The organism is Stenotrophomonas sp. YJH_SMC_110 (assembly GCF_059369255.1).
Genome location: NZ_JCAFSM010000002.1, coordinates 57,667 through 71,619 on the forward strand (window position 1 = coordinate 57,667; position 13,953 = coordinate 71,619).

At 68.3% G+C, this 13,953-nt stretch carries 15 protein-coding genes; 6 read left to right on the forward strand and 9 right to left on the reverse strand.

Translation table 11 applies throughout. The features are described 5' to 3' along the window. Positions 1-18 precede the first annotated feature (18 nt). The 3 genes from AC5P6H_RS04900 to AC5P6H_RS04910 form a co-directional block, all read right to left on the reverse strand. Positions 19-201, reverse strand: coding sequence for a hypothetical protein (locus tag AC5P6H_RS04900; protein ID WP_005410566.1), 183 nt, complete (start codon positions 199-201; stop codon positions 19-21). A gap of 11 nt (positions 202-212) precedes the next feature. Next, positions 213-506: a YkgJ family cysteine cluster protein gene (locus AC5P6H_RS04905; protein WP_053462562.1), complete on the reverse strand. Its 294-nt coding sequence runs from the start codon at positions 504-506 to the stop codon at positions 213-215. 229 nt (positions 507-735) lie between these two features. Continuing rightward, the gene (locus AC5P6H_RS04910) at positions 736-2,097 is read right to left on the reverse strand and encodes an Hsp70 family protein (RefSeq protein WP_032958655.1); all 1,362 of its coding nucleotides are present in this window, start codon (positions 2,095-2,097) and stop codon (positions 736-738) included. 192 nt (positions 2,098-2,289) lie between these two features. Between AC5P6H_RS04910 and AC5P6H_RS04915 the strand changes: the two genes are divergently transcribed. After that, positions 2,290-2,625: a zinc ribbon domain-containing protein YjdM gene (locus AC5P6H_RS04915; RefSeq protein WP_010482882.1), complete on the forward strand. Its 336-nt coding sequence runs from the start codon at positions 2,290-2,292 to the stop codon at positions 2,623-2,625. A 7-nt stretch (positions 2,626-2,632) separates the two neighbouring features. On the opposite strand, the gene AC5P6H_RS04920 is transcribed toward AC5P6H_RS04915, so the two are convergent. Beyond that, a complete protein-coding gene (locus AC5P6H_RS04920; protein ID WP_495202360.1) occupies positions 2,633-3,784 on the reverse strand; it encodes a tetratricopeptide repeat protein in 1,152 nt (383 codons plus the stop codon). Between the two features lie 229 nt (positions 3,785-4,013). On the opposite strand from AC5P6H_RS04920, the gene AC5P6H_RS04925 reads away from it, so the two are divergent. The 4 genes from AC5P6H_RS04925 (at position 4,014) to AC5P6H_RS04940 (ending at position 6,878) form a co-directional block, all read left to right on the forward strand. Beyond that, on the forward strand, positions 4,014-4,616 hold the full coding sequence (locus tag AC5P6H_RS04925; RefSeq protein ID WP_014647966.1) for an HD domain-containing protein: 603 nt from the start codon (positions 4,014-4,016) through the stop codon (positions 4,614-4,616). Positions 4,617-4,665: 49 nt separating this feature from the next. Next, positions 4,666-4,839, forward strand: coding sequence for an oxidoreductase-like domain-containing protein (locus AC5P6H_RS04930; protein ID WP_032958663.1), 174 nt, complete (start codon positions 4,666-4,668; stop codon positions 4,837-4,839). Continuing rightward, positions 4,836-5,453, forward strand: a complete 618-nt coding sequence (locus tag AC5P6H_RS04935) for a DUF998 domain-containing protein (protein WP_126411237.1) — start codon at positions 4,836-4,838, stop codon at positions 5,451-5,453. Before AC5P6H_RS04930 ends, AC5P6H_RS04935 begins: the two co-directional genes overlap by 4 nt. A 78-nt stretch (positions 5,454-5,531) precedes the next feature. Beyond that, positions 5,532-6,878 carry a virulence factor family protein gene (locus tag AC5P6H_RS04940; protein ID WP_032958666.1) on the forward strand — a complete coding sequence of 449 codons (1,347 nt, stop codon included), beginning with the start codon at positions 5,532-5,534 and terminating at the stop codon, positions 6,876-6,878. A 124-nt stretch (positions 6,879-7,002) separates the two neighbouring features. Here the strand turns inward: AC5P6H_RS04940 and mprF are convergent, their stop codons facing one another. Then, entirely contained in the window at positions 7,003-9,567 is a 2,565-nt protein-coding gene (gene mprF / locus AC5P6H_RS04945; protein WP_495202361.1) for a bifunctional lysylphosphatidylglycerol flippase/synthetase MprF, read from the reverse strand. 192 nt (positions 9,568-9,759) lie between these two features. On the opposite strand from mprF, the gene AC5P6H_RS04950 reads away from it, so the two are divergent. Beyond that, the gene (locus AC5P6H_RS04950) at positions 9,760-10,107 is read left to right on the forward strand and encodes a RidA family protein (protein WP_005418155.1); all 348 of its coding nucleotides are present in this window, start codon (positions 9,760-9,762) and stop codon (positions 10,105-10,107) included. Positions 10,108-10,157: 50 nt separating this feature from the next. Here AC5P6H_RS04950 and rnfB read toward each other — a convergent pair whose 3' ends face one another. The 4 genes from rnfB to AC5P6H_RS04970 all read right to left on the reverse strand — a co-directional run bounded on the left by rnfB (position 10,158) and on the right by AC5P6H_RS04970 (position 13,893). Continuing rightward, the gene (gene rnfB / locus AC5P6H_RS04955; RefSeq protein WP_014647962.1) at positions 10,158-10,571 is read right to left on the reverse strand and encodes an Rnf electron transport complex subunit RnfB; all 414 of its coding nucleotides are present in this window, start codon (positions 10,569-10,571) and stop codon (positions 10,158-10,160) included. A 25-nt stretch (positions 10,572-10,596) separates the two neighbouring features. Next, positions 10,597-11,187 carry an HAD family hydrolase gene (locus tag AC5P6H_RS04960; protein WP_032958670.1) on the reverse strand — a complete coding sequence of 197 codons (591 nt, stop codon included), beginning with the start codon at positions 11,185-11,187 and terminating at the stop codon, positions 10,597-10,599. A 78-nt stretch (positions 11,188-11,265) separates the two neighbouring features. Then, positions 11,266-13,347 (reverse strand): methionine--tRNA ligase, encoded by a 2,082-nt coding sequence (gene metG, locus AC5P6H_RS04965; protein WP_032958673.1) that lies wholly within the window; start codon positions 13,345-13,347, stop codon positions 11,266-11,268. Positions 13,348-13,449: 102 nt separating this feature from the next. Further along, the gene (locus AC5P6H_RS04970) at positions 13,450-13,893 is read right to left on the reverse strand and encodes a DUF2147 domain-containing protein (RefSeq protein WP_032958676.1); all 444 of its coding nucleotides are present in this window, start codon (positions 13,891-13,893) and stop codon (positions 13,450-13,452) included. Between the last annotated feature and the right edge of the window lie 60 nt (positions 13,894-13,953).

A 13,953-nucleotide genomic window follows, 5' to 3' on the forward strand; every position in this document is an offset into this window, starting at 1 on the left:
GCCGCGGTCGGAGCTGGGTCAGCTGGCTTTCTTCAGCGCCCAGGTAGTGCCGAGGACTTCGATCTTGCCACCGGCCTTGCGGAACGCTGCCAGGTCCGAAGCGATCGAATCGCTGCTGACCACGGTGCTGGCGGCCGCGCCCTTGCGTTCGCTGCGGATGCTGTTGCTGGCCTTCGCGGGGGTCTTTGCCTTGCGGGGCATGGTTGCTCCTGTCAGGTGGAAGGGGAGGAAAGCGCCCAGGCATCGGCCTGGCGCAGGTAGTCCTGCCGCTCGCGGCGGCAGTCATCGCCGCCCATCGAGAACTGGCGGCAGATCGCCGGGCGCTGCGAATAGATCGTGCAGCGCAGGTGATAGGGATCGATCGCCGCGCACCAGCCTTCCTCGTTGCGCGCCATCACGGCACGGCCGTGGGTGTCGCGTGACAGGAACTGGCCGGGCACGTGGTCGCCGGGCTGCAGCAGCACGGGCAACCGGCAACAGACCGCGTCACAACGGCGGCAGTCGATGGGTGCAGGTGCTGCGTCAGGTTGTAAGGCCTCAGGGGCCTGGCGGGTGCCCAAAGCGGGTCTCAATGGCGGCTCAGGTGCTGCGCGGACCATGAACGAGCCAGGAAGGCATGGCCGCTAGGCCCGCTGGGCGGGCCAGGCTGCACCGTGGACACACACCGGCATGGCCGGTGGAAGGGGCAGCAGGGTTCTAGCCGACCAAGAGTAACTTAGACCGCGTAACGTTTTGTTAATCCTGGCTGGCTGCCGCCAGCGCAAGGCCCTGGACCACGCCCAGCGAGGGCTCGCCGTGGACCATGCGGGCGCCCGGGAAGGCGGCCGCCACCGCCTGGCGCAGGTAGCCGGCGCGGGACATGCCACCGGTCAGGAACACGGCATCCGGGTCGCCGCCGATGTCGCTGCGGACCTGGGCCAGCAGCTCGCGGATCTGCTCCAGGTAGCCATGGGCGGCGGCGGCCAGGCCGTCGGCGCTGCTGTCGGCATGCAGGTCGCGGGCGATGTAGTCCAGCGTGCTGCGGTGCTCGCTGGCAGCGCTGAGGGCGATCTTGGCGCGTTCCACGTCACGGTACAGGCGGGCGGTGTTGCCGGTGTCCTGCAGGGCCTGCAGGCGCTCGCCCCAGGGCGCGTCGACATGGTCGTACTTGTGCAGGCGGAATTCGCGCTGGCGGGTCATGTCCTGCACGGTGGCCGCTTCCACGTAGTGGTGGGCCGGCACGCGGGTGATGCCGCGGCCGAACAGCGGCATGTAGCTGGACAGGCTCAGCGCCAGGTCGATGTCGGTGCCGCCGCGGGCGATACCCCAGGCGCGGTGGATGCGCGGGGCGTCGTCGCCGCCGACTTCGGCATGGGCGATGTCGGTGGTGCCGCCGCCGATATCGACGATCACCGCCTGGTGCCGCTCGCGGCTTTCGGCGTGGTAATGCATGGCCGCCGCGGCTGGCTCCTCGAGGAAATCAACCTGGTCGAAGCCGGCCTGGGTGGCCGCTTCACGCAGGATGTCCAGCGCCTGGTCGTTGCCGGCTGCGCCGATCGAACTGCGGAACTGCACAGGGCGCCCGAGCAGGGCGGCGCGCAGCGGCCGGCCGAGCTGGGCACTGGCGGTCAGGCGGATGTGTTCGAGGATGTGCGCGGCGATGCCGGTGATGGTCTGCTTCGCGCGCGGGTGCAGGTTGTAGCCGAGCATCGACTTCGGGCTCTGCACCAGGTTGCCTTCGTGTTCCTCGAAATAGGCTTCCAGCGCTTCGTCGCCGTAGACCGCGTTCTGCAGCAGGTCGTTGGCGCTGCGTTCCTTGCCGGCGCGGGCTTCCATCCATTCCCGGCGCAGCGCGCGCAGGGCTTCGCGGCGCAGCGCCTGCGGCGTGCGTTCCTGGCCGGCGGCGCGCGCCGCGCGCGCGGCGCTGTCGATCATCTGCTGCAGCTGGTGTTCCTGGCCGTCGTCGAGCTGGAAGTCGTCCGGGTCGGGCACCACGCCGGGGAAGTACACACTGGTGCGGAACTGCTCGGCGTCGCCGAAGCGGATCGGCAGCAGTGTTCCCTCATGCACGATGGCGGCGGCGGAGTTGCTGGTACCGAAGTCGATGCCGAGGCGCATGGGGAGTTCCGGGGGCGATCAGGGGCCGCGCACTCTGCTGCAGTTCGCCGCCGACTGCAAGTTCCTGCGGCCTCCCATTCCGTATCGGGAGGCCGGATCGGGTCAAGCCGGGAGCCGGGCGCCGCCCGGAAAAGGGCAGGCGAGCCGGGCGGTTACAATGGCGGCTGTTGATTCACTTTGAGGTACTTGCTGATGTCTTCTGCCCCCGCCTGCCCGCAGTGCACCCTGGAAAACACCTATGCCGATGGCGCGCTGTGGATCTGCGCCGACTGCGGCTTCGAATGGACCGCCGAGGAAAGTGCCGGTTCGACCCTGGTCGTGCGTGACAGCAACGGCAATACCCTGCAGGCCGGTGACACCGTCACCGTGATCAAGGACCTGAAGGTGAAGGGTTCCTCGATCCCGCTCAAGCAGGGCACCGTGATCCGCAACATCCGCCTGGTCGAGGACGATGCCGAGCACATCGAAGGCAACTCGGACAAGATCAAGGGCCTGGTCCTGAAGACCTGCTTCCTCAAGAAGGCCTGACCGGCCTTCAGCGCCTGGCCTGCTGCTGTGCGCGCCAGCGGGCCAGGCTGTCCAGCTTGGCCTGGTAGCGCGCCTGCTGCGGGGCACCGCCCAGCGCCTGCGCGCGCAGCAGTTCACGATCGGCGCGCCTGAGCTGGCCGGCCAGGAAATAGGCCCGCGCCAGCCCGAAGTGGAACTGGTGTGCGGTGTCGTACAGGCGCACGGCCTGCCGGTAATAGCGGATCGCCTGATCCAGTCGGCCGGCGCGTTCGGCCTCGGCGCCGAGCATGTACTGCGCGAACGGATCCTCGCGCTGCACCGACTGCAGGCGCTGCTCCAGCGCCTGCGCCTGCATGACCATGCCCAGCTTCCGGTACAGCGCGCTGGCGTTGGTCAGTGCAGCGTCCTGGCGGCCGTCCAGTCGCAGCGCCGTTTCCAATGCCCGGCGCGCGGCGGCGGTATCGCCCGTACGGTTTTCCAGCACGCCCAGGTTGTTCCAGGTGGCGGCGAAGCTGTTGTCCTGTGCCAGCGCGGCATTGAAGAAGGTGCGTGCACCCACCAGATCGCCGCTGGCCATGCGTTCGGCGCCGCGGTTGTTGTAGAAGTGTGCCAATGCCCGTGCCTGGCTGATCGGCAGCGGCCCGCGGCGGTCGTACAGCACGTTGCGATCCAGATCGACGGTGGCGAAGCGGCCGGCGAAGCCGACCCCGGCATTGACGTGGCCGACGCTGTAGACCAGGCCCTGGGCCTGGTCCTGGTACCACGACACGACCTGGCCGACTTCCTGCACGCGTGCCTGGATGCCGGCTTCGCGTGCCAGCGCGACGAACATCAGGGTAAAGGCCAGGCAGTTGGCGCGCCGCTGCTGCCAGATCTCGCTGACGGTGAAGGTCGCATCGGCGTCGTACTGCAGGTCCAGGCCGTGGCGGTCGAAGATCATCTCCACCAGCGCCTGCAGGCGCTGCTCGCGGGAGTAACCGTGATTGATCACCTGCGTGCGCAGCATGTCGCGCATCGCCGGTGGAATCGCGAACACCTGCTGCGGCGTCGGCATCGCCGGAGTGGCGGTGCTGGCAACGGCCAGCGGCGCGGCCGTTCCCGGATGATCCTGTGCGATCGCGGACGGTGCTGCCAATGCGGCCAGTGCGAGCAGAACGAATCGGGCGGCAGGACGGTACATGACGGCTCCCGGCAGCGGCGGGCGCTCCCGCCTGAGGCGAGTGTAGACCTGTGCGCGCACCGCTGCAGCGACCGTTGGTCGGTCCGAACGTTCATCCACAACCGGTGTGGACCAGCGCTCGGGAAAGCTGTGGACAACCGCGTTGCGGCCTAGTGCGAAGGGCGTTGTGAGGACGTGGTGAAAAAAGCGACAGCTTGCCCGTCAACCGCGCAGGCGGGATGATCCGGGCATGGACTTTTCCCCGCTGACGCTCGCTCCGGCGCAGTGGCAGGCGCTGCAGGACAGCTATGCAACGCCACCACGCGCCTACCATCACTTCGGCCACGTGCGCGCGGTGCTGCAGCACTGCCAGGAGGTTGCCGACGGCCCCGGCTGGCAGCAGCCGGCCGAGGTCTACCTGGCCGTGCTCTACCACGATGCGATCTACGTGGCGGGGCGAAAGGACAACGAAGCACGTTCGGCGCAGATGGCCCTGCAGGCGATCACGCAGGCGCCGGAACTCGCCGCTGTCGATGCCGCCCGGGTCGAGCAGCTGATCCTGCTGACCGCCCGCCATGGCGCGCTCGGCCCGGACGATGTCGATGCCGAGGCCGCGCTGTTCCTGGACTGCGACATGGCGATCCTGGCCGCGCCGGAACCGGTGTTCACCGCCTATGACCGGGGCGTGGCCGAAGAGTACAAGGGCGTGGTGCCGGGCTTCCTGTATCGCGCTGGCCGCCGCCGTTTCCTGCAGGGCCTGCTGCGCGCACCGCGCATCTTCCTCAGCGAGTTCTTCCACCAGCGCCTCGACGCGGCCGCGCGCGACAACCTGCGGCGGCAGCTGGGTCGCTGAGCCAGCCCGCTACACTGGGGCCCGTTTCCACCGATTGCCGCTTCCAACCGTGTCCGTCCCTGATCCCGATCCCCGTCCGCTGCCGCCGGAAGAGCCCGGTCCCAACGAATGCTGTGGCAGCGGTTGCCCGCTGTGCGTGCTGGACCTGTATGCCGACGAGCTGCAGCGCTATCGCAAGGCGTTGGCCGAATGGCAGGCGCGGCACCCGGAAGCCTCCGCATGAGCCGCGCGCGTCCGGCGGCGCTGCTGGCGCTGGCAGCCCTGGTTCTGTTCCTGGTTACCGCGCTGTGGACCCAGTTCGCACGCACCGACCTGGACTGGGTGCGGGCCACGCTCAGCCTCTACCTGCACGGGCCGTGGGGGCTGGCGTTGCGTGCGGCGTACTGCCTGCTGGCACTGGCGATCACCCTGCTCGGCATCGCCCTTTATCGCGGCAGCATCGGCCCGCGGCGCAGCGCGGCGGCGCCGCTGCTGTTCACGGTCTCGGCGCTGGGCCTGGCCACGGTCGCCATCGGTGACAGCTGGCTGCCCGAAGCAACCCCGCTGCTGGCACCGTTCATCCACGGGTTGGCGGCCAACACTGCGTTCCTGTGTGCCAGCGTCGGCATGCTGCTGCAGGCCTGGTACCTGCGCCGCGAACCGGGCTGGCAATCCGCCGCCGGCCTGCTCTGGGGCTGGGCCTGGCTGGCCTTCGTGCTGCTGTGGCTGCACGTGCTGTGGCGTGGCGGGCCGCCGCGCGGGCTGGGGCAGAAAGCGGTGATCGTGGTGATCGTGGGCTGGCTGCTGTATCTGGCGCTGGCGCTGTATCGGCGCAGTCGTCGCGCCGCAGCCTGCTGAAACCCCAACGGCCTGCACCGGTACGTGCCGTGCACGTGGAGGCAGCGTATCGTGTGCGCATTCCATCGGGGCTGCGATATGAAGCGTGCAGGGCTGGGCAGGGTAATGGGCGTGGTGCTGGCGCTGGCCGCACTGCCGGCAACCGCGGCAGCGACCGTGCAGCAGTTCAGCCACGGGCGGTTCGAACAGATTCCGGTGCATATGCCGGCCGGTACCCCGCAGCGGGTGGTGATCTGGTTCCACGAACCGACTCCCGGTGGCGATACCAGCCGTCTGCCGATCGAGGCCCTGCGTGCCGACGGTGCGATGGTCGCCGCCGTGGACATCGCGCACCTGCGCGGCGTGCTCAAGCGCGAAGGCAACCCGACCTGTTCGTTCGGTTCCGGCGATGTCGAGAATTTCTCGCGCTGGCTGCAGGCCTCGCTGCATCTGCCCGGGTACCACCTGCCGCTGGTCGGCGGCGATGGCGAAGGCGCTGAAATGGCCTATGCGCTGGCTGCGCAGGCCGATACGCAGGTGTTCGCCGGCCTGCTCACCACTGGTTTCTGCCCGGACCACAACCACGAGCGCATGGTCTGCGGCGATGGCGTGAAGCGCAACACGCTGCAACCCGCCGAACTGAACTTCCCGTGGTTGAGTGCAGCCGGTGATCACGGCTGCAAGGCGGGCGAGGCCAGCGGTTTCGTGCAGCAGGTGGCGATGGCGCGCGAGTTCAAGCGCACGGCGCGTGGTGATGCCTCACCGGGCCTGGTGGCTGCAGCGCGGGTGATGGGTGCGCAGGCAGGCGTCAGCCTGGCACCGCCGCCGGCCGCGCTGAAGGGCCTGCCGGTGGTGGAAGTACCGTCGACCGGCAACGGCGACACGCTGGCCGTGTTCGTCTCCGGTGATGGTGGCTGGGCCGGCCTGGACAAGGACGTGGCGTCGTCGCTCAACGAGCACGGCGTGGCCGTGGTCGGCATCGACTCGCTGCGCTACTTCTGGAGCGAGCGCACGCCGAAGGGCTTCGCTGCTGACCTGCAGAAGATCATCGATCACTACCGCCAGCAGTGGCACCGCGACAAGGTGATGCTGATCGGTTTCTCGCAGGGGGCCGACGTGCTGCCGGCGACCATCAACCAGCTCGATGCCGATACCCGTGCAGCGCTGGACCGCATCGTGCTGCTGTCGGTAGGCAAGAAGGCCGACTTCGAGTTCCACGTCAGCAACTGGCTGGGCGGCGGCGGCGACGGCCTGCCGATCGCGCCGGAAGTGGCCAGACTGCCGGCGGAGAAAACGCTGTGCGTGTACGGCGACAAGGATGAGGACGCACTGTGCCCGGACCTGCCGGCCAATGACGGTGTGAAGAAGGTGAAGCTGCCGGGTGACCACCATTTCGGTGGTGACTATGATCGGCTGGCCGAGGTGATCCTCAAGGGCGGTATGTAGCGCTTGGTAGACGCCGACCTTGGTCGGCGCTGGGGCTGAGGGCGCCTTGGGGATGAGCGTGTCGACCAAGGTCGACACCTACCGGGCGGCAGGTGGCGCCGGGTATGCCTGGTGGTGCGGGGCGTCAGTTGCGCCGCGGGTCCAGCGAGATCAGGCGCGTGGCATCCAGCAGTGCGGCTGGCAGGTGCATGCCGCCCGGCGCAGCGAGATAGCGTGGCCGCCACTGCGGGTCGAACTTCGACTTGAAGCGGCGCAGGCCACTGAAGCCGTAGAAGCGTTCGCCATGCCGCGCCAGCAGGCCGGCCAGGCGGTTCCAGCGGCCGGCCAGGCGATGCTGTGCCAGCCCGGACAGTGGCGCCATGCCCAGCGAGAAGCGTGCATAGCCCTGCGCGCGCCCCCACAGGAACAGTTCGATGAAGAGGAAGTCCATCGTCCCCTTCGGCGCCTCGTTGACGTGGCGCATCAGGTCCACCGACAGCTCGGCACCGGCCGGTGCCTGCCACAGGTTGGCAAACGCCACGATCTGGCCTTCGGCCTCCACCAGTGCCACCGGGAACCGCACCAGGTAATCCGGGTCGTAGCTGCCCAGCGAAAAGCCCTTTTCGTCGCCGGCCTTGTCTTCCAGCCACGCGTTGGAAATCGCGTGCAGGCGCGGCAGCAGGCTGGGAATTTCCTCCACCGGTGCCACACGGAAGGACAGGCCGCCGCGCTTGCCCCGGTTCCAGGCCTGGCGCAGGTCCGCACGTTCGCGGCCTTCCAGGCCGAAATCGTGCAGGGGCACCATCGCTTCTTCGCCCAGCTTGACCAGGCCCAGGCCCAGGTCGAGGTAGGTCTGCCAGTAGGACTCGCCGACCTGGTAGAACACCGGGCGCAGGCCGAGCCGGTCGGCTTCCTCGCGGAAGCGCCAGATCAATGCGCGGGCGACCTCCGGCGGGCCGACCGGATCGCCCATCGCGATCAGCGAACCGCCGTAGCGTTGCATCATCACGAAGCCCTGTTTCGCCTCGTCGCGCAGCACCGCCTTGTCGGCGGTCAGCACCAGGCAGGCCTGGGTATCGGTGGCACCGGCCAGTACCGGCGCCAGTGATTGCAGCGTGGCCTCGTCGGCGGCTGGCAGCGGGCTGCGCGTGCTGTGCAGCAGCCGCGCCAGGCCGAACATCACCAGCGCGATCGCCACGACCAGCAACGCGCGCAGCGCGCGTGGTGCGTTGCCGGATATCGCAAACTGCCACCACAGCTCGTTCTGGTACTCGACATGGCTGTAGGTGAAGAACAGCAGCCAGGTGACCGCGACCAGCACCAGGCCGAGGTTGCGCAGCCACGGCCATGACCAGGCTTCGTCCAGCAGCGCGCCCTGGCGGTAGAACTCGCGACGTGCGGCCCACAGTGCCATCGCCACCAGCACTGCCGAGACGGCGATCAACAGTTGGCCACCCCGCAGCCACAGCGGCAGTGGGGTGATCACGCACACTGCCATCGCCAGCACCCACGCGGCGTGGCTGCGCCGGGCCAGGCCCTGGCCGATCAGCAGCAGTGCGACGCCGCTGAGGCTGCCGATCAGGTGCGAGGTCTCCAGGATCGGCAGCGAGGCATTGACCAGGTGACGGCGTGGCGTCGGCAGCGTGCCGTCGATGACCAGTGCGGCGCCGATGCTGAACACCGCCAGCGCGATGATCTGCGGCAGCCACGGGCGCAGCGCGTTCCAGCCCGCACGGGTTGCCCCGGCGCTGGCCTGCAGTGGCTGACGCAGGGCGGGCGCAAGGGCGAGCAGGGTGGCCAGCACCAGCGGCAGCACGTAGTAGGTGACGCGGTAGATCAGCGCCGCTGCCAGCACCGCCGCCGGTGCCACCTGCGGCAACAGCTTCAGCAGGCTCCACTCGAACACGCCAAGGCCGGCGGGCACGGTCGAGACCAGGCCGGCCAGCACGGCCACCAGGTACAGGCCGACGAAGCCGGGCAGTCCGGTCGGCGTGGAGTCCGGCAGCAGCACGTAGAACGCGGCACTGGCCAGCACCAGTTCGATCACGCTCAGCACGGTGACGCCGATCATGGTGCGGCGGTCGGGCAGCCACAACGCATGGCCGAACACGCTGAACTGCCGTCCATCGCGGCCGACCAGCAGCACGGTGCCGAGATATGCGAGCAGGGCGACGATGCCGACGATGCGCACGGCATCGGGATTCAATGGCAATGCCAACGCTGCCGCTGCAGGTTCCATGCACAGTGCCACGCTGATCAGCAGCCATGCCCCGAACACGAAGCCGAGCGTGCTCATCAGCACCACCTGGCCGATCTGCGCCAGGTCCAGGCCGGCGCTGCGGTAGCCACGCAGGCGCACCGCGCCGCCGGTCAACGCGGCAAAGCCCACGGTCTGGCCCAGCGTGTGCGCAAGGAACGCGGTGATGCCGACTCGCGCAGGGTGCACGCGGATGCCGCTGCGACGCAGGCCGATGGCATCGAAGCCGATCAGGCAGGCGTAACTGGCCAGGCCGAGTACCACGGTGAGCGCGATCTGCATGCCACTGAGCTGGCGGAACGCCTGGCGGATGGCCCGGTAGCCGTGCTCGTCGAACTCGTTGGCCAGGCCGTGCAGGGCCAGGGCGAGGATCAGCAGCGGGATGACGATGGTGGCAACCCGCTTCCAGGATGGCGTGGAAGGGGCAGTGGTGGAATCGACGGGTACGGTCATCGGCGCAAGGGTGCGGCAGGAGGGGCGAGGGCGGTGTCAACGCGGGCGTGGCGCATCGTGCGCCTGTCATCGTCATTTGACCAGTGGGACCGTCGGAGTCCGGTAGTGACGTGTCGCGGAAGGTGCCCGTGCACCCACCGTCGACCGGATTGGAGGACAATGCAGGCCTGATCACCCGCAGGAGCCACGCCCATGATGGAGCGTTACGACGTCGGACCGCGCATGTCCGAAATGACCGTGTACAACAAGGTCGCCTACCTCTCCGGCCAGATTCCGGAAGACACCAGCCAGGACATCACCGGGCAGACCCGGCAGGTGCTGGCGGAGATCGACAAGCTGCTGGCACTGGTCGCCAGTGATCGCCAGCACGTGCTGCGCGCGGAAGTGTTCCTGGCCGATATCGCCGACTTCGACGGCATGAACAAGGCGTGGGACGAGTGGGTGGTCGAGGGCGCGACCCCGGCCCGCGCAACCTTCGAAGCCAAGCTGGCCCACGCCGAGTGGAAGGTCGAGATCGTGGTGACGGCGGCCGTGCCGTAACTGCGGGATGGGGTCGGATCCCTTTCCCGCGGAAAGGGATCCGACCCCTGTTACAGGGGCAGCAACTCGATGCAGTCCACCGGGCACGGCGGAATGCACAGTTCGCAACCGGTGCACAGATCGGCGATGACCGTGTGCATGTACTTGGCGCCGCCGACGATGGCGTCCACCGGGCAGGCCTGGATGCACTTGGTGCAGCCGATGCAGTCGGCTTCCACGATCAGCGCCACCTGCGGCACCTTGTGTTCGCCACGCGAACGATCAAACGGAATGGCAGGCACGCCCAGTACCTGCGCCAGCGCGCGCGCGCCGGCATCGCCGCCCGGCGGGCAGCGGTCCACGCCCACCTCGCCGCGCGCCATCGCCTGCGCATACGGGCGGCAGCCGTCGTAGCCGCACTGCCCGCATTGGGTCTGCGGCAGCAGGCGGTCGAGGCGTTCGGTCAGGGGCGGGATCAGGCTCATGCGTGGCGAAGGCTGCGCGTCGGGGTTACTTCAGGGGTTTGCCACGGAACCAGCGCTCGTGGGCCAGCGCCAGCATCGGCTTGTCTTCGGAACTGTCACCGTAGGCATGGATACGCACGTAGCGGGACAGATCGAACTGGCGACGGATGTGCTCGACCTTGCGCGGGCCGCAGTCGCCACCGGCATAGCGACCGGTCAGGCGGCCGTCCTGGCTTTCCAGCCGGTTGCAGATCAACTGAAGGCCCAGCTGCTCGCACCATGGCCGCAGGTACAGGTCGAGCGAGCCGGACACGATCACCACGGTATGCTGCTGTTCCCTGTGCCAGCGGATCTGCTCCAGCATTTCCGGGCGCACCACCTCGGGCAGGAACTCACGCGAGAAGCCTGCGGCCAGCGTGGCGATGTCATCGCTGTGGCGGTTGCTGAAGGTCAGGCGGGTGACGCGTGCACGGATGCGTTCGGCCGAGATCAGTTTCAGCTTGTATGCGGCCAGCCACGGGCCGACCTTCCACCACGCCTGCGCCAGCTGTTCGGCGGTGGCCACGCGGCGCAGGAAACGGCCATAGGTATCGCAGGTGGTCACGGTGTGGTCGAAGTCGAACAGCGCCAGTTCCATTCCATTGCTTCCCATCGCGTTGCCTCCGCTGGCCGATGCTGCCGGCAGGCGCGGCGGTGGCCGCGCCCGCTGCAGGCATCAGCGGACCGGCATGCCCGGCTGCGCGCCGCTGTCGGCGTCCAGCAGCGCCAGCGCGCCGCCGTCGAAACCGGCCGACAGGATCATGCCTTCGCTCAGGCCGAAGCGCATCTTGCGCGGGGCCAGGTTGGCGATGAACACCACGCTGCGACCGACCAGGGCTTCCGGCTCGCCGTAGCTGCCACGGATGCCGGAGAAGATCTGGCGCTTGCCCAGTTCGCCGGCATCCAGTTCGAAGCGCAGCAGCTTGTCCGAACCTTCCACGAACTCGCACACCAGCACCTTGCCGATGCGCAGGTCGAGCTTGGCGAAATCGTCGATGCCGATATAGGCCGGAGCATCGGCGCTCTTCGCGTCGTCCTTGGCCGGGGCCGGTGTGGCCGGCTTGGCGGCGTCGGTCCTGGCGGCGGGGGCGGCAGCGGCGGCCGGCTGCAGGGTGTCCTTGGAGGCGTCGATCATGGCGTCAATCTTCTTCGGGTCGATACGGGTGAACAGCGGGGTGTAGTCGGTGATGCGGTGGCCCAGCAGCGGCTGTGCCAGTTCGGTCCAGTCATTGACCGGCGCGGCCAGGAAGGCCTCGGCCTGCGCGGCGGTGGCCGGCAGCACCGGCTTCAGTGCGGTGACCAGCACGCGGAACAGGTTCAGGCCCTGGCTGCACACGGCCTGCAGCTGCACGTCGGCGCCTTCCTGCTTGGCGATGACCCACGGCTTGACGTCGTCGATGTAGCGGTTGGCTTCGTCGGCCAGGGTCATGGTCAGGCGGATCGCCGCAGCCGGGTCGTTGCGCTCGTAGGCTTCACGGATCGGCGCCAGGCCGTCGACGAAGCGCTGGTACTGCGCCGCGTCGGGCAGCTGCGCGGCCAGCTGGCCGTCGAAGCGCTTGCTGATGAAGCCGGCGCAGCGGCTGGCCAGGTTGACGAACTTGCCGACCAGGTCGGCGTTGACGCGGGCGATGAAATCACCCAGGTTCAGGTCAAGATCGTCGACGCCACCGCCGGACTTGGCGGCGTAGTAGTAGCGCAGCGCTTCCGGCTCCAGGCCGGCATCGAGGAAGGTACGCGCCATCACGAAGGTGCCGCGCGACTTGCTCATCTTGGCACCGTCCACGGTCAGGTAGCCGTTGACGTGCAGGCGGGTCGGCGCGCGGTGGCCGGTACCGTGCAGCACCGCCGGCCAGAACAGGCCGTGGAAGTTGACGATGTCCTTGCCGATGAAGTGGTGCAGTTCGGTGGCGGTGCCGGCGCGCAGGTGCGCTTCGAAGTCTTCGCCGAGCTTGCCGCACAGGGTCTGGAAGCTGGACAGGTAGCCGATCGGCGCATCCAGCCAGACATAGAAGTACTTGCCCGGCTGGCCGGGAATCTGGAAACCGAAGTACGGCGCATCGCGCGAGATGTCCCACGCGCGCAGGCCACCTTCGGCGTTGAGCCACTCACCCAGCTTGGCCTTCACGCCCGGCAAGGCGACATCGCCGGCCAGCCATTCGCGCAGGAATGCATCGAAGTGGCCCACCTCGAAGAAGAAGTGCTCCGAATCGCGCATTTCCGGCGTGGCGCCGGAGATGACCGAACGCGGCTCCTTCAGGTCGGTCGGTGCATAGGTCGCGCCGCAGACTTCGCAGTTGTCGCCGTACTGGTCGGGGCTGCCGCAGTTCGGGCAGATGCCCTTGACGTAGCGGTCGGGCAGGAACATGCCCTTGGCCGGGTCGTAGAACTGGGCGACCGAACGGCGGCTGATGTGGCCGGCCGCTTCCAGCTTCAGGTAGAACTGCTCGGTCAGTGCCTTGTTGGCCGCCGAGTTGGTCGAGTCGTAGTGGTCGAAGGCCACGCCGAAGGCGGCGAAGTCACGTTCGTGGCTGGCCTGGATGTTGGCGATGAAGGTTTCCGGGGTGACCCCGGCCTTTTCCGCGGCCAGCATGATCGGCGTGCCGTGGGTGTCGTCGGCGCAGACGAACCAGGCCTTGCCGCCGCTCATTCGCCGCGCACGCACCCAGATGTCGGCCTGGATGTAGCCGACCAGGTGGCCCAGGTGCAGCGGGCCGTTGGCGTAGGGCAGGGCGGTGGTGACGAGCGCGGTACGGGTCATGGTCGCGGGGTGAAGCCGAGGGGAACCGCAGAGTATCGCATGCCCGCAACGACGTGACCCGGCCGGGGCCGGGTCACGGGGATGAAGCGGGGGCCGGGGCGCTTATTCGCGCTGCCAGGTCTGCGCGCGGCAGATGAAGGCGATGCAGCCGGACACGTCCAGCCTGGTGCCACCCGGCTGCAGCTCCATCTTCGACTTGTAGGTCTTGCCGTTGGCCGGGTCGAGGATGGTGCCGCCGGACCACTTGTTGGCGCCATCGGCCTTCAGGTTCCAGAGGATGGTCATGCCCTTCACCGGCTTGTTCCTGTTGGCGCCTTCACATCCATCGCAGACCGGGTTCGGGCCCTTGTCCGAGTGCAGGATGTCGACCACCTTGCCGGTCAGGGTGCCGTTGGCGGCTTGGCTGATCTCGACGATCGACTTCACCTTGCCGGTCTTGTCGTCGATGGTCTTCCAGCGGCCGGCGGCGCCGTCGGCGGCCTGGGCCGACAGGGCGGCCAGGCACAGCGGCAGTGCCAGCAGCAGGGTCTTGAAGGTGTTGCGCATGGTCCCCTCCCAGGGTTCATTCCGGCACGGTGCCGGCATGGGTCGACTGTATACCCATTC